15 protein-coding genes are annotated in these 18772 nt (G+C 64.4%); 11 read left to right on the plus strand and 4 right to left on the minus strand.

Features of this window, described 5'->3' with window-relative positions; translation table 11 throughout:
- Window positions 1-21 precede the first annotated feature (21 nt).
- Window positions 22-642 carry an ATP-dependent Clp protease proteolytic subunit gene (locus HWX32_RS02520; RefSeq protein WP_075469554.1) on the plus strand — a complete coding sequence of 207 codons (621 nt, stop codon included), beginning with the start codon at window positions 22-24 and terminating at the stop codon, window positions 640-642.
- A gap of 130 nt (window positions 643-772) precedes the next feature.
- Window positions 773-2077 (plus strand): ISL3 family transposase, encoded by a 1305-nt coding sequence (locus tag HWX32_RS02525; protein WP_175934253.1) that lies wholly within the window; start codon window positions 773-775, stop codon window positions 2075-2077.
- A 135-nt stretch (window positions 2078-2212) separates the two neighbouring features.
- Here the strand turns inward: HWX32_RS02525 and HWX32_RS02530 are convergent, their stop codons facing one another.
- Window positions 2213-2842, minus strand: a complete 630-nt coding sequence (locus HWX32_RS02530; protein ID WP_075469553.1) for a hypothetical protein — start codon at window positions 2840-2842, stop codon at window positions 2213-2215.
- 48 nt (window positions 2843-2890) lie between these two features.
- Window positions 2891-3658: an alpha/beta fold hydrolase gene (locus HWX32_RS02535; protein ID WP_254868230.1), complete on the minus strand. Its 768-nt coding sequence runs from the start codon at window positions 3656-3658 to the stop codon at window positions 2891-2893.
- Between the two features lie 153 nt (window positions 3659-3811).
- Between HWX32_RS02535 and clpX the strand changes: the two genes are divergently transcribed.
- Window positions 3812-5089 (plus strand): ATP-dependent Clp protease ATP-binding subunit ClpX, encoded by a 1278-nt coding sequence (gene clpX, locus HWX32_RS02540; protein WP_175934604.1) that lies wholly within the window; start codon window positions 3812-3814, stop codon window positions 5087-5089.
- 49 nt (window positions 5090-5138) lie between these two features.
- Here the strand turns inward: clpX and HWX32_RS02545 are convergent, their stop codons facing one another.
- Window positions 5139-5906 (minus strand): TetR/AcrR family transcriptional regulator, encoded by a 768-nt coding sequence (locus tag HWX32_RS02545; RefSeq protein ID WP_242648353.1) that lies wholly within the window; start codon window positions 5904-5906, stop codon window positions 5139-5141.
- Window positions 5907-6134: 228 nt separating this feature from the next.
- Between HWX32_RS02545 and HWX32_RS02550 the strand changes: the two genes are divergently transcribed.
- The 4 genes from HWX32_RS02550 (at window position 6135) to HWX32_RS02565 (ending at window position 11922) form a co-directional block, all read left to right on the plus strand.
- Window positions 6135-7118, plus strand: coding sequence for a malate dehydrogenase (locus tag HWX32_RS02550; RefSeq protein WP_175934605.1), 984 nt, complete (start codon window positions 6135-6137; stop codon window positions 7116-7118).
- 30 nt (window positions 7119-7148) lie between these two features.
- Window positions 7149-9908 (plus strand): valine--tRNA ligase, encoded by a 2760-nt coding sequence (locus tag HWX32_RS02555; RefSeq protein WP_254868231.1) that lies wholly within the window; start codon window positions 7149-7151, stop codon window positions 9906-9908.
- A gap of 62 nt (window positions 9909-9970) precedes the next feature.
- A complete protein-coding gene (locus HWX32_RS02560) occupies window positions 9971-11458 on the plus strand; it encodes a folylpolyglutamate synthase/dihydrofolate synthase family protein (protein ID WP_175935005.1) in 1488 nt (495 codons plus the stop codon).
- Window positions 11455-11922, plus strand: coding sequence for a DUF4233 domain-containing protein (locus HWX32_RS02565; RefSeq protein ID WP_075469547.1), 468 nt, complete (start codon window positions 11455-11457; stop codon window positions 11920-11922). The genes HWX32_RS02560 and HWX32_RS02565 overlap by 4 nt, the downstream gene beginning before the upstream one ends.
- Before the next feature lie 21 nt (window positions 11923-11943).
- Here the strand turns inward: HWX32_RS02565 and HWX32_RS02570 are convergent, their stop codons facing one another.
- The gene (locus HWX32_RS02570) at window positions 11944-13425 is read right to left on the minus strand and encodes an AMP-binding protein (protein ID WP_175934607.1); all 1482 of its coding nucleotides are present in this window, start codon (window positions 13423-13425) and stop codon (window positions 11944-11946) included.
- Between the two features lie 17 nt (window positions 13426-13442).
- Here HWX32_RS02570 and HWX32_RS02575 point away from each other — a divergent pair, with 17 nt between their 5' ends.
- The 4 genes from HWX32_RS02575 (at window position 13443) to HWX32_RS02590 (ending at window position 18595) form a co-directional block, all read left to right on the plus strand.
- Window positions 13443-13772 carry a hypothetical protein gene (locus HWX32_RS02575; protein WP_242648351.1) on the plus strand — a complete coding sequence of 110 codons (330 nt, stop codon included), beginning with the start codon at window positions 13443-13445 and terminating at the stop codon, window positions 13770-13772.
- Window positions 13773-13842: 70 nt separating this feature from the next.
- On the plus strand, window positions 13843-14253 hold the full coding sequence (gene ndk / locus HWX32_RS02580; protein ID WP_075469544.1) for a nucleoside-diphosphate kinase: 411 nt from the start codon (window positions 13843-13845) through the stop codon (window positions 14251-14253).
- 172 nt (window positions 14254-14425) lie between these two features.
- Window positions 14426-14980, plus strand: coding sequence for a TetR/AcrR family transcriptional regulator (locus HWX32_RS02585; protein WP_175934608.1), 555 nt, complete (start codon window positions 14426-14428; stop codon window positions 14978-14980).
- A 240-nt stretch (window positions 14981-15220) separates the two neighbouring features.
- The gene (locus HWX32_RS02590) at window positions 15221-18595 is read left to right on the plus strand and encodes a translation initiation factor IF-2 N-terminal domain-containing protein (protein WP_254868232.1); all 3375 of its coding nucleotides are present in this window, start codon (window positions 15221-15223) and stop codon (window positions 18593-18595) included.
- Window positions 18596-18772: the final 177 nt, after the last annotated feature.

An 18772-nucleotide genomic window follows, 5' to 3' on the forward strand; every position in this document is an offset into this window, starting at 1 on the left:
ACGAGAAGGAGAAACCCCACTATGACGTTCCAAATGCCCAACTCCCGCTACGTGCTGCCGCAGTTCTTGGAGGAAACGAGCTTCGGCACGAAGCAGATCGATCCGTACGGCAAGCTGTTTGAGGAGCGCATCGTCTTCCTCGGCACCCAGGTGGACGACACTTCCGCTAACGACATCATGGCGCAGCTTTTGGTGCTGGAGTCCCAGGACCCGGACCGCGACATCACGATGTACATCAATTCGCCGGGCGGCTCTTTTACTGCGCTGATGGCTATCTACGACACGATGCAGTACGTTCGCCCCGACGTGCAGACGGTCTGCCTCGGTCAGGCCGCCTCTGCGGCAGCGGTGATCCTTGCTGCTGGTGCGAAGGGCAAGCGTGCGGCGCTGCCAAACTCGCGTGTGCTGATCCACCAGCCGGCCACCCAGGGCACGCAGGGTCAGGTGTCTGACCTGGAGATCCAGGCCGCCGAGATCGAGCGCATGCGTCGCCTGATGGAGGAGACGCTGTCGCACCACACCGGTCGCACGGCAGAGCAGGTTCGCATTGACACGGACCGCGACAAGATTCTCACCGCGCAGGAGGCCGTGGAGTACGGCATCATCGACCAGGTCTTCGATTACCGCAAGCTCAACGCTTAAGAGGCTCTTCGTGATTGGGAGTGCGTAGGTTGTTTCTAGGCCCCTGGGGTGTGGCACAAGATATGGGGGTCCTTGCTGCGTTAAGGATGTAGGTGTTCAAGCCAATCCACAACACAACAAGGACCCTGCGATGCAGCCTAGTTCCAACATCGTCGCCGACACCATTTGCCGCACCGCGGAGCTCGGCCTGGCGATCACGAATGCCGCGCACAACGATGAGTGCACCGTCATCGAGTGCGAAGCTCTCGCCCCGATCAACGCGTGCCCCGCATGCGACCGGCCTGGTGTGCTGCGCGATCACGCCCACCGTGAACTGGTGGATTTGCCTGTCGTCGGGTTTCCCACGAAGCTGCGGGTGCGCCTGCCGCGGTATGTGTGCACCAACCAGGTGTGCCCGAAGAGGGTCTTCCGGGCTTCTCTTGCATGTGCTGATGACCGCTCGAAGGTCACCCACCGGGTGGTGCGCTGGATCCTACAGCGTTTAGCGATCGACCGGATGAGTGTTGCCGCCACCGCCAAGGCACTCGGTATCGGCTGGCAGTTGACATGCGATTTGGCTCTTTCTATGGCCAGGGAGCTCGTCGCTGACCCCGACCATTTGGCTGGGGTGCGCATCATCGGGGTTGATGAGCACAAATGGGCCCACAACCGGCGTGCGGCTGGCGGCGGGTTCGTCACCGTGATCGTGGATATGACCCACCAGCACACCGGTCAACCCGCCAGGTTGCTTGATGTCATACCGGGCAGAAGTGCGCACGTGCTCACCAGGTGGATCAACCAACGCCCGAAGGCGTTCCGTGACCAGGTGGAGGTGATCACCATGGATGGGTTTCAGGGCTACGCCACCGCAGCCGATGAGGCGCTTCCGCAGGCTACGCGGGTGATGGATCCGTTTCATGTGGTGCGTCTTGCTGGCGACAAAGTCACCTCGTGTAGGCAGCGGTTGCAGCGTGAAACCTATGGTCGGCGCGGTAGAACCAACGACCCCTTGTATAAGAACCGTCGCACCATGCTCACCCGCATCGACCTTTTAACCGGCGAGCAGCAACATCGCCTGGATGCGTTGTTCAACTACGATGACGATTACGCCGTGCTGCAAGAAACATGGCTGGTGTACCAAGAGATCATCGACTGCTACGACGACCCGAATAAGCGGCGTGCGAAAACCAAGATGCGCAGATTAATCGACAGGCTGCGCGGGCTTCGTCAAGCCGGGCTAACGGAGCTTGCCCAACTCGGGCGCAGCCTGCACAAGCGGCGCACCGACATCCTCGCATTTTTCGACATCGGCGCCTCCAACGGCCCGGTCGAAGCCATCAACGGGCGCCTTGAGCACCTGCGCGGCATCGCACTCGGGTTCCGCAACATCAACCACTACATCTTGCGGTGCCTGATCCACTCCGGAGGCCTGCAACCCAAGATCAACGCACTCTAAAACGCGAAGAGCCGCTTAAGAGCACATTGCTTATCGACGCCTCCGGTGCCCCACCCCGCACCTAAAGGAAAACGCCCGGCTTTTCGCCGGGCGTTTCGCGTACCGCGTGGAGAGCCCGCGGTGACTCGCGCGGGGCTAGGGGCAGTACTCCACGGCGTTGCGGATCGCCTCTGGAGCGTCCTGGAAATCGTCGCGGTGCCAGCATGGGCCGTCCGGGTAGCCAGCCGGGTCGATGGTCACCCACTCGCCACCCTCGGCGACCCAGTAGAAGTCCTGGTTGTCCCTCGGCGTGACGGTGCGGGCCCACTGCCTGTCGCAGAAGGTGCTGTACTCCTCGTCCGGGCCGTGGTTGCTCTGCGTGGGCCACGGGCAGGCGGCGCCGGGCTGCTCCGGACGCGCGTTGTTATTCTGCGGTGCCGGTGCGGGAGCCGGCGCGGGGCGGTACGTCGTGGTGCCCGGGCGTGAGCCGGAGTTCGACCGCGTGGAGGTGCGCGTCGACGACCGCGTCGTGGTGGATGTAGACGACGAGGTTGAAGATGACGTGGTGGTGGACGTGGTGGTCTCGTCCTCGTCTTCGTCTTCTTCGTCCTCGTCATCTGCCGCGGTGGTGGTCGGCGTCGGCGTCGGGGTCGTGCTCGTTTGGGGGAAATCCAGCACTGGCTCAGCGATGCGAATCTCTTCCTCGTCGCTTCCGCCGCACCCTGTCAACAGGGACGCGGAAAGAGCAGCGGTGGCGATCGCGGTGAGAGCTCGGCTGCGGTTCACGGGTGGTGGGTTCCTTTCCAAACAGTTGAACGTGTACAGGCTATCCCATTACTCGCCGAGAAACCGCGTCAGCGCCAGATTGACTGCCTCTGGATTCTCCACGGCGACTTGGTGGGACCCAGGATCAATCACTTCGGATTCAACTGGGCCTGACACTCCAGCAGCGATTTTCGCTAGCTCGTCGGGCCCTGTCGATGGGTCGGAGGCGCCCGCGATCGTGAGCACCGGGCAGGTGATCTGCGCAAGGTCGCCCTCGAAGTCCCAGGTAGCTAGTGCGTCGCCGTTTTGCGCGTAGCCTTCGTCGTCAATGCTGCAAACCATCTCGCGCACCCACTCCACTACGTCTGCGTGCTGCGAGCGGAAATCGTCGGTAAACCAGTTCTGCATCATCCCGTCTGCGAGCGCCTGGGTGCCCTCCTCACGCGCGGTGGTGGTCTTTTCAGCCCACTTTTCCTCACCGCCGAGGAACGTTGCAGTGGCGCAGAAAACCGCCTTGTCCACGCGGCCGCTGTGCGCGGCGAGCCACTGGGCGATGGCGCCGCCCAGTGAAAGGCCAACGACCTTGAAGCGGTCCACCCCGGCGGCGTCGAGTGCGGCCAGGACATCCCGGCCAAGGTCGGCGACCCCCTGCGGGCTCGTTGCAGGGGTCTCGGATGCGCCGTGCCCGCGGTGATCTACCGTGACCACGCGATGGGTCTTAGCCAGCTCGGGGATCTGGGCGCGCCATGTCTCGTGGGTGGTGCCGATGGAGCTGAGCAGTACCACAGTGCTGGCCGCGTCTGGGTTGCCGTGTTCGGTGGTGTGAAGGTTAGTCATAGCTTCCATTGTGGCGTGAAAATGCGGGAAGGGTTATGCGTCGGCACGCGTTGTAGGGTGGTGGGAACCTCGGCGGGGGAGACCCTTAGTGAGAAAGTCGGCCTACTAAACTTGGTGGGCAACATTTGACGGAACAGGAGTAGATACGCGGTTATGGCAAGCACCCACGACAGCGCCAGTCTTTTGAAGTGTTCCTTCTGCGGCAAGAGCCAGCAGCAGGTGCGCAAGCTCATTGCTGGCGGAGGTGTCTATATCTGCGACGAGTGCATTGAGCTGTGCAACGAGATTATTGAGGAGGAGCTGGCGGGCTCCCAGCGCGAAAAGGGCGGCGAAGAGGACCGTCTGCCGCGCCCGTCAGAAATCACGGCGTTTTTGAACGAGTACGTCATCGGACAAGACACCGCTAAGAAGACTTTGGCGGTTGCGGTGTACAACCACTACAAGCGCATGCGGGCCGAGGAGTCCGTGGTGTCCAGCCGCAGCCGGGACGAGGACGTTGAGATTGCCAAATCGAACATCCTGCTGCTCGGCCCCACCGGTTCCGGTAAGACGTACCTTGCCCAGACGTTAGCGCGCATGCTCAACGTGCCGTTCGCAATTGCGGATGCGACGAGCCTCACCGAGGCGGGCTACGTGGGCGAAGACGTGGAGAATATCCTGTTGAAGCTGCTGCAAGCCGCGGATTTCGATGTGAACCGCGCGCAGCACGGCATCATCTACGTCGACGAGGTGGACAAGATCTCGCGCAAGAGTGAGAACCCCTCGATCACCCGCGACGTTTCCGGTGAGGGCGTGCAGCAAGCTCTGCTGAAAATCTTGGAGGGCACCGTGGCGTCGGTGCCGCCGCAGGGTGGGCGCAAGCACCCGAACCAGGAATTCATTCAGGTGGATACCACCAACATCTTGTTCATCGTGGCTGGCGCGTTCGCCGGGTTGGACAAGGTGGTCGCGGAGCGTGTGGGTAAGAAGGGCATCGGTTTCGGCGCGGAGATTGATTCCAAGGACGAGCGCGACGAGGCGAACCTGATGGCACAGGTGCAGCCGGGGGACTTGGTGAAGTTCGGGTTGATCCCGGAGTTCATCGGGCGTCTGCCCATCATCGCCCACGTCGACGACCTGGATCGCGATTCTATGAAGCGCGTACTCACCGAGCCGAAGAACTCGCTTGTGAAGCAGTACGCGCGGCTGTTCGCGATGGATGGCGCCCAGCTCACCATCACGGACGGGGCTCTCGGCGTGATCGCGGACAAGGCGGCGGAGCGCAAGACCGGTGCTCGCGGCCTGCGCGCGATCATGGAGGAGCTTTTGGTGCCGATCATGTACGAGCTGCCGGATAGAGAGCACGTCACCGAGGTCATTATCGACGAAGCCGCCGCCCGCGGGGAGGATGAGCCACGCTACGTCGAGGCTAAGGAGCAGCAGTCCGCGTAACGCCAGCCGCTACGCCCCTGCTACACGCCCCTCCCACGCTGAGCTGCGCTCACACTAGGCGGCCGCCGTCGCCGTAGACGTCGGAGAAATCGCTCTGCGGCACCGCGTCATCCGGGTCGGGCGCGGACGCGGGCTGCACGTAGGAGTCGTAGCCCGCGCTCGGGATGTTCGAAGTCAAAAACGCGAGTACTGCGTCCACCACGAGCCGGCGGATCCCTTCAATGTTTCGGGTGTCTTCCACGTCGACCCGCCCCACGTGTAGCGCGGTAACGCCCGAGCCCACACGGAAAAAGCAGAGTGAAGTGGTGAGGATGAGCAGGTCGGCCGCGCTTACACCAGGGCGAAAGGCGCCGGCGTCTTGGCCGGCGAGCAGGAGCCGCTCGACGTGCAGCGTGACGTCGTTCGCCCCGGGCAGAAGCGCAGCTTCTTCGTCCTCCAGTACCGGGTCAACGTTCTCCCGGATCACAAGCCGCACCGCGTCGGGGTGCTCCATGAATGCGTAAAAGAGCGCGTCCGCGAAGCGGCGCATCCCTTCCACCGGCACCGCGTACGAGCGGTTCATGATGTCCTCCGGCGGGGCGAGCTGCGACAGCGCAAGGTGCAGCGCGCGCACGTACAGGCCTTTTTTGTCGCCGAAGTGGTAGTGAATCATGCGCTTGCTCATGCCCGTACCCTTCGCCAGGGCGTCAAGGCGGGTGCCGTCGTAGCCGCCCTCGGCAAACGCATGCAGTGCGGCCCGCACGACGTCGTCAGGCGATGCCTGCTCGGCCGGGGCGTGTGTCGCCCCAAACGGCGCGCTCGTCGGTGCACTGCTCACGGCCTTCTCCTTCACTCAATCCACCGTTCATCGTGCCTGAAAGGTAGGGCTGCGGTGGCAGAAGCGAAGGAATCCGCCTAGGCGGGGGTGATATTGCGCGATAGGTGGGGGGATATACCAACCGAGCGGGTGTACCTGTAGGCGAGTAGATTTTAAACGGTAAGACTTCTCCGGTGCCCAGGCACCCGCTCGAGCACCGGCGCACGAACTCAACGAAGGGAAGCAACTATGGCTTCGAACACTAAGAACAATCCGGTCAACGTCGTAGTCACGGGAGGGGCCGGCAACATCGCGTACTCGTTGCTGTGGCGCATCGCGGCTGGTGACGTTTTCGGCCCCGAACAGCCGGTGGCGCTTAGGCTGCTAGAAATCCCGGCAGCTGTCGGCGCAGCGGAGGGCACTGCGATGGAGCTCGCCGATTCCGCGATGCCGCTTGTTGCCAGCGTGGATGTCACCGACGACGAGCGGAAGGCTTTCGACGGCGCCCAGTCGGCGTTTCTGGTGGGCGCGAAGCCGCGCGGCAAGGGGGAGTCGCGCGCGGACATGCTGGAAGCCAACGGCAAGATCTTCATCGGCCAGGGCAGGGCGATTAACGACGGCGCCGCGGATGACATCCGGGTGCTTGTGGTGGGCAACCCCGCGAACACGAACGCATACATCGCCGCGAAAGCCGCGCCGGACGTGCCGGCGGAGCGCTTTAACGCGATGATGCGGCTCGACCACAACCGGGCGGTGTCGGTGCTGTCGGGCAAGGTCGCGGAGCCGTCGACAAGCATTGAGCGCCTCTGCGTGTGGGGCAACCACGGCGACACGCAGTTCCCTGACCTCACGTACGCGCAGGTGGATGGCGAGCCGGTGGAGGTGGACCGCAACTGGTACGTCGACGAGTTCATTCCGCGCATCGCTGGGCGCGGTGCCGAAATTATTGAGGTGCGCGGCAAGTCTTCGGCAGCCTCGGCGGCATCGGCGGCGGTGGACCACATGCGCGACTGGGTGCAGGGCACGAACGGGCGCTGGACGACGGCGGCGGTGCCGTCTACCGGCGAATATGGCGTGGATGAAGGCCTGATGTTCGGCTTCCCGGCGACCGCCGAGGACGGGCAGTGGCGTGTGGTGGAAGGCCTTGAACTCAGCGATTTCCAGCGTGAACGCATCGATGCGAACATCGAGGCGTTGCGCGCCGAAGCCGCGGTGGCGGACAAGCTGTTTTAGCGCGTCGCGGCGCCGACTAAGATGTTCGGCGTGACTGAACCGAATGAGCTGATTGGCACCAACCGCGCCGACGCGCTTCCGAAATCCTGGGAGCCGTCCGATCACGAGCAGCCGCTTTACGAAGGCTGGGTGAACGCCGGCTACTTCACCGCCGACGCCACCTCCGACAAACCGCCGTATTCGATCGTGCTGCCACCGCCGAACGTGACCGGCCAGCTGCACATGGGGCATGCGCTGGACCACACGCTCATGGATTCCCTGGTGCGCCGAAAGCGCATGCAGGGCTACGAGGTCCTGTGGCTGCCGGGCATGGATCACGCCGGTATCGCCACCCAGACGAAGGTCGAGGCGAAGCTGAAGGCCGAAGAGGGCAAGGACCGCTACGACTACGGCCGTGAGGAGTTCATCGACCGCGTCTGGGAGTGGAAGGAGCAGTACGGCGGCACCATCACCACGCAGATGCGCGCGATTGGTGATTCGGTGGACTGGTCGCGCGAGCGCTTCACGCTTGACGAGGGACTCAACCGCGCCGTGGTGACCATCTTTAAGCAGCTCTACGACGCGGGCATGATCTACCAGGACTACCGCCTGGTGAACTGGTCGCCGGTGCTGGAGACCGCAGTCTCCGACATCGAGGTGGTGTACAAGGACGTCGACGGCGAGTTCGTGTCCATCCGCTACGGCTCGCTCAACGACGATGAGCCGCACTTGGTGGTTGCCACCACGCGTGTCGAAACAATGCTTGGCGACGTGGCTATCGCGGTGCACCCGGACGATGAGCGCTACGCGCACCTGGTGGGCCAGGAGTTTGACCACCCGCTGCGCGACGACTTGAAGCTCAAGGTCATTGCGGACGATTACGTGGATATGGAACTGGGTACCGGTGCCGTGAAGATCACGCCGGCGCACGACCCGAACGACTATGAGATGGGCCTGCGCCACAACCTGGACATGCCGATCATCATGGACAAGACCGGCCACATCGCCGACACGGGCACCGAGTTCGACGGCATGGACCGCTTCGAAGCTCGCGTGAAGGTGCGCGAGGCACTCGCGGAGCAGGGCCGCATTGTCAAGGAGGTGCGCCCGTACCCGCACTCCGTGGGGCACTCGGAGCGCTCCGGCGAGCCGATCGAGCCGCGCCTGTCCCTGCAGTGGTTTGTGAAGGTGAGCGAGCTCGCCCGCATGTCTGGCGAAGCCGTGCGCGAAGGCGACACGAAGATTCACCCGGCGTCGATGGAGCAGCGCTACTTCGACTGGGTGGACAACATGCACGATTGGACGATTTCGCGCCAGCTGTGGTGGGGCCACCGCATCCCCATCTGGTACGGCCCGGAGGATGAAAACGGCAACCGTGACGTGGTGTGCTGCGGCCCGGACGAGGAGCCGCCGGCTGGCTACGAGCAGGACCCGGACGTGCTGGATACCTGGTTCTCGTCTGCGCTGTGGCCGTTTTCCACGATGGGTTGGCCGGATAAGACCCCGGATTTGGAGAAGTTTTATCCCACCACCGTGCTGGTCACCGCCTACGACATCCTGTTCTTCTGGGTGGCGCGCATGATGATGTTCGGTACCTTCGCCGGTACTCAGACCCCTGAGGTACTGGGCGAGGGCAAGGACGGCCGCCCCCAGATTCCGTTCGAGCACCTCTACCTGCACGGCTTGGTGCGCGACGAAAAGGGCCGCAAGATGTCGAAGTCCCTGGGCAACGGCATCGACCCGATGGATTGGGTGAACCGCTTCGGCGCCGACGCCCTGCGCTTCGCACTCGCACGTGGCGCGAACCCGGGCGTGGACCTGCCGATCGGCGAGGATAACGCCACGGCCGCCCGCAACTTCGCCACCAAGCTGTTCAACGCCACCAAGTTTGCGCTGATGAACGGCGCTGGCGTGGGGGAACTGCCGCCGCGCGAGGAGCTCACGGACGCGGACCGCTGGATCCTGGACCGCGCGGAGGAACTACGCCAACAGGTGGACCGGTACTTGGACGACTACCAGTTCGCAAAGGCGAACGAGGCGATGTACCACTTCGCGTGGGACGAGCTGTGTGACTGGTACCTGGAGATCGCAAAGACCCAGATCCCGCGCAGCGAGGCGGACACCGAAGCCTCCGGTGCAGCCGACGCGGAGCAAGCCCGCAACCGTGGGCGCAATACCCAGATTGTGCTGGGCCGTGTGCTCGACGTGGTGCTGCGTCTGTTGCACCCGACGATGCCGTTCGTCACCGAGGTGCTGTGGACCACGCTCACCGGTGAAGAGACGCTCAACCGCGCCGCCTGGCCCACCGCAGACGACACCAACGGCGGGGCGGAGACCGACGTTGAGGCCCGCCGCCGCATCGAAGACGCCGTGAAGCTGATCACCGAGCTGCGCCGCTTCCGCTCCGACCAGGGAGTGAAGCCGAGCCAGAAGGTGCCGGCGCGGATCGACTTCGCCTCCGCAGGCCTCGAGGCGCAGGAAGACCTGGTGCGCCAGATTGCCAAGGTGGAGGCGCCGGGGGAGGACTTCGTCTCGTCGGCAAGCATTGAAATGCGCCTGAGCAAGGCCAACCTGGACGTAGCGCTGGATACCTCCGGCACCGTCGACGTCGCCGCCGAGCGCAAGCGCCTGGAAAAGGAGCTGGCCGCAGCGGAGAAAGAGCTCGACACCACCGGCAAGAAGCTATCTAACGAGCAGTTCTTGGCCAACGCGCCGGAGGCCGTGGTGGAGAAGATCAAGACCCGCCAGAAGGTCGCGCAGGAAGAGTTCGAGCGCGTCACCGCGCGCATTGCCCAGCTTCCGGAGGCCTAGTGGCGGACAGCAACACCAACGACAGGGACAACCACAACGGCAACCAGGACGAGTTCCTCGAGCTGCCTGATCTGGCGGAGTTGCCGGAGCTCGCCGAGCAGTTCGACATCACCCAGTCGGATTCTGGGTTCACGCTGAACCTCGGCGCGCCGGGCGAGGGTGAGGAGGAACCCGCGGCCCCGCGCGGCGTGAGCGAGCAGGACCTCGCGCAGCTTGCGCAGGTGGAGGCGGAACTTCGTGCGCGATGGCCCGAAACCAAGATCGATCCGAGCCTTGAGCGTATCGAGCTGCTTATGGACTACCTGGGTGAGCCGCAGAAATCGTTCAAGGTCATCCACGTCGCGGGCACCAACGGCAAGACGTCCACGGTGCGGATGGTGGAGTCGCTGCTGCGCTCGTTCGGCAACCGGGTGGGGCGCACCACGAGTCCGCACCTGCAGTCGGTCACGGAGCGCGTGGGCATTGACGGCGAGCCGATTCACCCCGCCGATTTCGTGCGCATCTACCGCGAGATCGAGCCGTACATCCAAATGGTGGACGAGCAAACCGGCACACCCATGAGCTACTTCGAGGTGATGGTGGCCATCGCGTACGCGGCGTTCGCCGACGCGCCCGTAGACGTCGCCGTCGTCGAAGTCGGCATGGGTGGCACGTGGGACGCGACGAACGTTGTCGACGCGGACGTGAACGTGATCATGCCGGTGGGGTTGGATCACACCGACTACCTCGGTGAGACGCTCGCGGAGATCGCAGGCGAGAAGGCGGGCATCATCCGCAGACCTGAGGCGGTGGCAGTGATCGCCGACCAGGAACCGGAAGCGATGCGGGTGATTTTGGAACGCACCGTGGAAATCGGCGCGGCCGTCGCGTGTTTGGGCCAGGAGTTCACGGTGGAGGCTTCCGAGGTCGCAGTCGGCGGACAGACGGTGACGCTGCGCGGACTCGCTGGCACGTACGACGGAATTTTCCTTCCGTTGTCCGGCCCGCACCAGGCGCGCAACGCGGCGGTGGCGCTCGCCGCCGTCGAGGCGTTCCTCGGTGCGTCCGCAGAACGCCATTTAGACATAGACACAGTCCGGGAGGGCTTCGCGGCGACGACGTCGCCGGGCCGGCTGGAGCGCGTGCGCGCCACGCCCACGACGTTCATCGACGCCACCCACAACCCACACGGAGCCAGGGCGCTCGCCGCGGCACTTGAGCGCGACTTCGATTTCACCCGGCTTATCGGTGTGCTCGGCGTGCTGGATGACAAGGACGCCCGTGGGATTTTCGAGGCGCTCGAACCCGTACTCACCGAGGTGGTCATCACCCAGAATTCGTCCCCGCGCGCCACCGACGCCTACGATCTGGCGGAAACCGCCCGCGAGGTCTTCGGCGACGAGCGCGTGCACGTCGAGGAGCACCTGCCCTCCGCCTACGAGCTCGCAGTGGAGCTCGCCGAGGAAGCGCTCGCTGAGGTGGGGGTGCAGTCCGGCTCCGGTGTGCTCGTTACGGGGTCGGTGGTTACCGCAGGAGAGGCCCGAGCCATATTTGGAAAGGACCCGCAATGAGTTCCCGCTTTTCGCCCAGGTCGCGACGCCCCGAGCCCGAGATGGGCCCGCTCGGCCCCGGCAAAGCACCGGTAAAAGACCCGATCCAGGGACTCCACGGCGTGCTTGTGGGCACGCTGATCATGGAGGCCATCACGATCTTCCTCATCCTCACGGTGATTTTGAAGGTCAACGACGGGCAGTACTGGACCACCTTCAACTGGGTCTACGTGACGATCGTTGGCCTCGCCCACGTGGTGGCGACATTCTTCCAGAAGAAGCCGTGGGCCCTGTGGCTCGACCTGGCCCTGCAGATCCCGTTGCTCATCGGTTTTTTCGTGCACTGGTCGGTGCCCGTGGTGGGCGTGATCTTCGGGTTCGTCTGGTTCCTGATTGTGAAGATGCGCTCCGAGATTCTGCAGCGCATGCGCCACGGCTACCTGGTCACCCAGCACCTGGGCACCTCAGAGGACCCGGCGCGCTGACGCCGGCCGAACCGGAGATGCTTAAAGCGGCAGGTCGCGCAGTTTGCGCCGCAGGATCTTGCCCGCGGCGTTGCGCGGGATCTCCTCGACGAAGGTGACTTCGCGGACTTTCTTATAGGGGGTCACGCGCGCCGCCACCCAGTGCATGATCGTTTCTGCATCCAGGTTTGAGCCATTGCGCTTGACGACGAAGGCCCGGGGCACGTCTTCTTTTCCATATCCCTCGCCGCGGGTGTACGCGGCTACCGCCGCATCGTCGATATCCGGGTGGGTGAGCAGGAGTGCCTCTAACTCGGCCGGCGCGACCTGGAACCCGTGGTATTTGATGACGTCTTTGGCGCGGTCGACGATGTAGACGGTGCCGTCCTCGGCCACGCGCGCGATGTCGCCCGTGCGCAGCCAACCCCCGTGCAGCGCGCGGGCGGTGGCTTCCTCATTACGCAAGTATCCGCGCATGAGTTGGGGGCCGCGTACCTGCAACTCGCCGCGTTCGCCGTCTTCGACTTCCTCACCGGTGTCTAGGTCCACCACGCGGAATTCGGTGTTGGGCACGGCGAAACCAATGGAGCCGGGGCGGGATTTTCCGGCGATGCCCACGTGGGTGACGGGGGAGGACTCCGTGGTGCCGTAGCCCTGCAGGATGGTGGTGGTAAGGCGGCGTTCCACGGTGCGGGCGAGCTCCTCGTCGAGCGGGGCGGCCCCACAGACCATGTGCTTGGAGGCAGTAAACGCTTCCGGGTCCACCGAAGGGTGGTTCGCCAGGGCGATAGCGATTGGTGGCGCGATAAATGTCAGTTCGATGTCGTGCGCTCGGTGCGCTTCAACGAATTGCGGGAGGTCGAAGCGGGCCGCGGTGTACACGTGGCGCCCCGCGGCAAGCGAAGACAGCAGCAGCGTGTTCAGTCCGTAGATGTGCGAAAACGGCAGGGGAGCGGCCACCGGGATGTCACCGTCGATGCCACTGGCGGCCAGCGCAGCGTTGAACTGCGCGGCGTTGGTTGTGATGGAGCGATGCGTGAGCACAACACCTTTCTGGTGGCCGGTGGTGCCGGAGGAAAAGGGGATGGCCGCCACCGCATCCGGAGAGACAGGAGGCAATTCCGGGTGTGGCTCGGTCTCGCCCGCCGGCGCCGCGAGGTCGGCGGCTCTCACTGTGTCGGTCACTCCGGCGAGGCGGGCGAGGTGGCGCGCTTCAGCGTCGATAAGCGTGGGCCCGATCAAACACGCCGCGGCGCCAGTTGCCGAAATGGCGATGAACCCGACCGCGAAGTCGATGGAGTTGGGCTGGCGCAGCTCCACCACGGAGCCGGGGCCGATGCCACGGGCGGAAAGGCGGGCCACGGCAGCGTCGATAAGCAACTGCAACTGTGCGTAGGTGACGCTGCGACCTGTATCTAGCTCTGTGATGGCGGGGCGCTCGGGGTGCGCTGAAGGGCCGAAGACCGTGCCATACACGGTGTCCGCAGGCAGCGTAATGTCCGGCAACGGGCTGCGGTGAAGCATGGCCTAGAGCGTACGGCATGCGATATAAACGGGGCATGCGCATCCTGTGTTTCGTCGTCGCCGGAATCTTCTCGCTCGTGGCGGTGTACTTCGCCTACGTGGAAACAGCGGCGCCCGACTGGGTGGGCGGCGTAGCCATCGTGGTGGCGGGGCTGTTCCTCGTGCTCGGTTTCTACGAGCAGTACAAGCGCCAGGAAGAACCCTCGCTGGAGCTCGACGCCGAGGAACGCGAGACGATCAAGCGAATGAAGAAGGAAGGCGACTTCCAGCTCGCGGTCAAGCAGGTGCAGATGTGGAAGCGGCACGCCTCGGCGGAGGACGCGGCACGCATCGTGCGCGACGTTTAGCACGCCTTCAGATAAGCCCGGGATAAGCCCGGGATGTCAGCGTTGCAGTGTGTAGGTAAGATTCAGCGTTATGACTGAACGTACTTTGATTCTGATCAAGCCGGACGGTGTGGCCAACGGCCACGTCGGTGAAATCATCACCCGCATCGAGCGCAAGGGCCTCAAACTGGTGGAGATGGACCTGCGCACCGCCGACCGCGAGACCGCTGAGAAGCATTACGCTGAGCACGCCGACAAGCCGTTCTTCGGCGAGCTGGTGGACTTCATTACCTCCGCTCCGCTGGTTGCGGGCATCGTCGAGGGTGAGTCCGCGATCGCTGCATGGCGTCAGCTGGCTGGCGGCACCCACCCGGTGGAGAAGGCCACCCCGGGCACCATCCGCGGTGACTTCGCGCTGACCGTCGGCGAGAACGTCGTGCACGGCTCGGATTCCCCGGAATCCGCTGAGCGCGAGATTGCCATCTGGTTCCCGAACCTGTAGTTCACGCGCATCATTCACGGCGCCGCAGCCCGGATGGGCTGTGGCGTTTCGCGCATTTTGGGGAGTGCTCCTCACTTCGCCGGTCTTGGCCCCTACGATAATGTATAACGTTTATTGCATGTATTTGGTAACCGTCCCGCGATAAGGGGAGAAGGGAAGCACTACGGTGGAAATGCGCTCGGAGCAGTCACGCGCGGTGGAGAAGCGGAAGTCGATTCTGCGAGCCGCTACTGAGTTGCTGCTTTCCGAAGGCCTCAAAGGGGTCACACACCGACAAGTTGCCTCCGCTGCGGGCGTGCCCGTCGGCTCGATCGGTTACTACTACTCCACGCGCGAGAAGCTCATCGCTACCTGTTTCGAGCAACTTGCCGCTACCCGCCAAGTTGCTTACGAGAACGCGATGAGCGGGAGGGTGGACTTGACCGATCCGGTGCAATTCGCCGAGTCGGTGGTGGATGTCATCTCGTGCGGGCGCCCCCACCGCACCCGTGAGCTATCCAGCGCGTTTATCGACGCGCAGCGCGAGGGTGGCGAAGTGGAACAGCTTGTGGAACGCACTTTGACTCAGCTGCGCTCGATGCTCACCGAGATGATGGGCCGCGCAGGTGTGGAGGGCATTACCTCCTCAAGGGTGCTGCAGATGGTCATCGGCACAGCGCTTACGGAGGAGCACCCGACCGCGCCGGTTGCGGCCGTGACGGATCTGCTGCGTCTCGCCGAACACTAAGCGCGATTGGCAGGAGCAAACGGCCCGCCTACGGCATTGGGACTTTTGCTGTGCAACAATGGGCGGCAAGTGTCTCGCATGAGGACTTGCCCGCACAGGCAGGTTTGAGTGGGGTGACGCTGACGAACTTTTCACGCTCCCGCGAGCGCACAGTGCACCGCGCGGCCGCTATCGGCGATGACCGCCAGCGCCCGGTGCTTGTCGGATGCCCGCGGCTTAGAAAAATTGGAGAGTGCCGTTTTGGCTCAGCAAGAGGATACGACCGACGCAGCGAACGCGAACGCGACGGACAGCGCCAGCGCCAGCGCCGGCGCCGGCGAGAAAGACGACAAGGGCACTGCCCAGGCAGCTGGCTCGCGCCGAGCGAGCCACAAGGCCACAAAGAAGGCAGTAAAGAAGACCGCCAAGAAAGCGGCGAAGAAAAGCGCGAAAAAGACAGCCAAGAAGACTGCCAAGAAATCTACGAAGCGCGCAACCACCAAGGTGGAGCCGCAGGTTGAGGCCGCGCCGAACCCGTACGCAGACTTCGACCGCTCGAAGCTTGCAGACAAAACGCGTGTATTCAACCTTGCTAAAGAGCTTGGTGTGCCGTCGAAGGAACTGGTGGTCGCGCTCGCCGATATCGGTTTAGTGAAGGTCGCGCAGTCCACACTCACGCGCGCGGAGAGCGAGCAGCTTCTCGACGCGCTGGCGGCTACAACCCCCGCCACCAAACCGGCTGAGGCTGAACAGGAGGCGGACCAGAAAATCCGTCAGCGCGTGCGCAAGGATGTGGAAAACGAGATCCACCAGATTGAGAAGAAGGTGGACGACGAGCTAGGCGCGGACGACCAGGAAGAGACCTCCGAGAAGCAATCGGACCTGCTCACCGACGTTGAGCCGGAGGTAACTCCGGCACCGGAGGAAGAGGAGGTTTCAGCTACTCGTGCCCCGGTGTTCAAGGCACCGCAGCGAAGCAAGCGTCGCCGGGCGAGCCGCAGCAGCGGCGACACACAGCTAGAGCAGGACGGCACGCAGCGCGACGCTGCACAGCCGACCAAGGCTGAGGAAGCGTCCAAGGCTGGAAAAGCAGCGGACGCAGCGGAACGTAGCGAGGCTACGGCGTCGGCCGGCGAGCAGGACCAAGAGCAGGGGGCGGGCGCCGGCTCGAAGCGCAACCGCCGCCGCCGGAGCCGCCGCAGCCGTAACGACGACAACCGGGCGCCGGAGGACACCCCTGCGCTTGCGGACACCCTCGTCGGTGAGGACATCGGGGAGGACCTGGTGGACGCCAGCGCAGATGCTGCCGCCAGCGCTGATGACGCAGATACCGCCGATGGGCCCGACCTTGCGGAAGATGTCGAGGCCATTGAAGAGCCGAAGGCGATCAAGGGTTCGTCGCGACTCGAGGCGCAGCGCCGCCGCCGCTCGGAGAAACGCGAAGAGCAGCGCAAGCGCAGCCGAATTGTGAGCCAGGCGGAGTTTTTGGCACGTCGCGAGTCCGTCACCCGTCACATGGTGGTGCGCGAGCGCGACCGCCACGACGGCCAGGGCCGCATCACGCAGGTTGGTGTGCTGGAAGACGGGCTACTGGTGGAGCACTTCGTCACGTCTGACTCGCAGGCGTCGATGATTGGCAACATCTACCTCGGCCGCGTGCAGAACGTGCTGCCCAGCATGGAGGCGGCCTTCATCGACATCGGACAGGGCCGCAACGGCGTGCTCTACGCCAGCGAGGTGGATTGGAAGACAGCGGGCCTTGGCGGGCGCTCCCGCCGCATCGAGCACGCATTGAAGTCCGGCGACCAGGTGCTGGTGCAGGTGACCAAGGATCCGGTCGGCCACAAGGGCGCGCGACTGTCCACGCAGATCTCGCTCGCAGGACGCTACCTGGTGTACGTTCCGGGCGGCCGCAGCGCGGGTATCTCCCGCAAGCTGCCCGGGCCGGAGCGCAAGCGTCTCAAGGAGATCCTGAACAACGTCGTCCCGGGTAAGGGCGGCGCGATCATCCGCACCGCAGCAGAAGGCGTGTCCGAGGAGGCCATTGCCGCAGACGTGAACCGCCTGCACAACCAGTGGACGGCCATCCAAAAGCAGGCGGAGAAGGAGAAAAACTCCAAGGGCGCGAAGCCGGTGACGCTCTACGAGGAGCCGAACCTTCTGGTCAAGGTGGTCCGCGACCTGTTCAACGAGGACTTCACTTCGCTGGTGGTCGACGGTAAGAAGGCGTGGAACACCGTCCACGCGTACGTCCAGTCCGTCGCCCCCGACCTGGTGGATCGTCTGGAGAAATTCGACCGCGGTGCCCACGGCGGCAAGGATGCGTTCGAGGCGCACCGCGTCGACGAGCAGCTGCAGAAGGCACTCTCCCGCGTGGTGTGGCTGCCGTCTGGTGGCACGCTGGTCATCGACCGCACTGAGGCGATGACGGTGATCGACGTCAACACCGGCAAGTTCACCGGCTCCGGCGGCTCGCTGGAGGAGACGGTGACGTCGAACAACCTCGAGGCGGCGGAGGAAATCGTGCGCCAGATCCGTCTGCGCGACATCGGCGGCATGATCATCATCGACTTCATCGACATGATCCTGCCGGAGAATCAGGATTTGGTGCTGCGCCGACTCAACGAGGCCCTCGGCCGCGATCGCACGAAGCATCAGGTTTCCGAGGTCACTTCGCTGGGGCTGGTGCAAATGACGCGCAAGCGCCTGGGTACCGGACTGCTAGAGACGTTCTCCACGCGTTGCGAATGCTGCGAGGGCCGCGGTGTGATCCTCACCGACGACCCGGTCGACCAGGACACCGCGCGCACCGGCCTCTTCGACAAGCCCGAGGGTGACAAGGGCAGGGGCAAGCGCCGCGGCAAGGGCGACAGCAACAGCCAGGAGAAGCCGCAGGGCGGCAAGGGTGCTAAGAAGCAGTCGCTTAACGACGACGAGATGGACGACCTGCTCGATTCCATCTTCTCCGAAGATTCCTCCGAGACCTCTGGGACCTCAGGGGAAAACGGGGACGGTGAGAAGCGCCGTTCGCGTCGCCGTGGCCGCCGCGGAGGGTCACGCGGCCGAGGTCGCACCGGACAGGACCAGAGCCCGGAGTCGAACCAGGGCTCGGACCAGAGCTCGGGCCAGGACACGAACCAGGACTCGGAGCAGCGGGAGCGGCCGAGCGGAGAGCGGACCACCGAGCGCGCTTCCGGTCAGACGTACGAAGAGGCGGTAGAAGAGTTCGAGAACTCGCCGCGCCGCAAGCACCGCACCCGTGGCAACTCGCGCTCGGATCACCGTCCGCGCAAGGAGGACTTCGAGGCAGCCGAAGCAGCCGACGCAGCAGAGGCAGTCGACTCGGCCGAGACGGCCGACGCGGCCCAGGCAGCCGACACCGAGCGGTCCGCTCCGAAGACCGCGGTGGTTTCCGGTACCGGCTCCAGGAGGGGACGCCGCCGGGCGACGCGCAAGACGCAGGCTCAGTCGCAGGAGTCGAAGCGCACTAACCGGGATGGGTCGAGGAACGCACCTGCTGAGGGAGGCGCTGCGGGGAAGGGCGAAGGCCAGCCAACGAAGCGTCGAGAAGCGCCCAGCTCCGAACAACCCGCACGGCGCGGACGGCGGCGCGCAACCCGCCGCCGCGGCAACTAGCGGGCCTGCTGCCAGGCACGGTTTGGAAAAGCGGCGGGGCGCGGTGTAGTCTTGCACAGTCGCTGTTTCGGGGCGCGCCGCCTCGTTGCCTACGCATGCGGGCACGGCAGGCCTTCTAACCAGGCCCCGAAACGCTAAGCAATGTTCCAAACCGTCGCCGTGGCATGCCGGGGGCGG

Origin of the sequence: Corynebacterium sp. Marseille-P4321, from assembly GCF_903645305.1 — a bacterium.
GTDB lineage: Bacteria > Actinomycetota > Actinomycetes > Mycobacteriales > Mycobacteriaceae > Corynebacterium.

What these genes read in the sequence shown, in the direction of transcription:
- HWX32_RS02520 (WP_075469554.1), top strand. Translation starts at nt 22, where the DNA reads ATGACGTTCCAAATGCCCAACTCCCGCTACGTGCTGCCGCAGTTCTTG.
- HWX32_RS02525 (WP_175934253.1), top strand. Translation starts at nt 773, where the DNA reads ATGCAGCCTAGTTCCAACATCGTCGCCGACACCATTTGCCGCACCGCG.
- HWX32_RS02535 (WP_254868230.1), bottom strand. Translation starts at nt 3,658, where the DNA reads ATGACTAACCTTCACACCACCGAACACGGCAACCCAGACGCGGCCAGC.
- clpX (WP_175934604.1), top strand. Translation starts at nt 3,812, where the DNA reads ATGGCAAGCACCCACGACAGCGCCAGTCTTTTGAAGTGTTCCTTCTGC.
- HWX32_RS02550 (WP_175934605.1), top strand. Translation starts at nt 6,135, where the DNA reads ATGGCTTCGAACACTAAGAACAATCCGGTCAACGTCGTAGTCACGGGA.
- HWX32_RS02565 (WP_075469547.1), top strand. Translation starts at nt 11,455, where the DNA reads ATGAGTTCCCGCTTTTCGCCCAGGTCGCGACGCCCCGAGCCCGAGATG.
- HWX32_RS02570 (WP_175934607.1), bottom strand. Translation starts at nt 13,425, where the DNA reads ATGCTTCACCGCAGCCCGTTGCCGGACATTACGCTGCCTGCGGACACC.
- HWX32_RS02575 (WP_242648351.1), top strand. Translation starts at nt 13,443, where the DNA reads ATGCGATATAAACGGGGCATGCGCATCCTGTGTTTCGTCGTCGCCGGA.
- ndk (WP_075469544.1), top strand. Translation starts at nt 13,843, where the DNA reads ATGACTGAACGTACTTTGATTCTGATCAAGCCGGACGGTGTGGCCAAC.
- HWX32_RS02585 (WP_175934608.1), top strand. Translation starts at nt 14,426, where the DNA reads ATGCGCTCGGAGCAGTCACGCGCGGTGGAGAAGCGGAAGTCGATTCTG.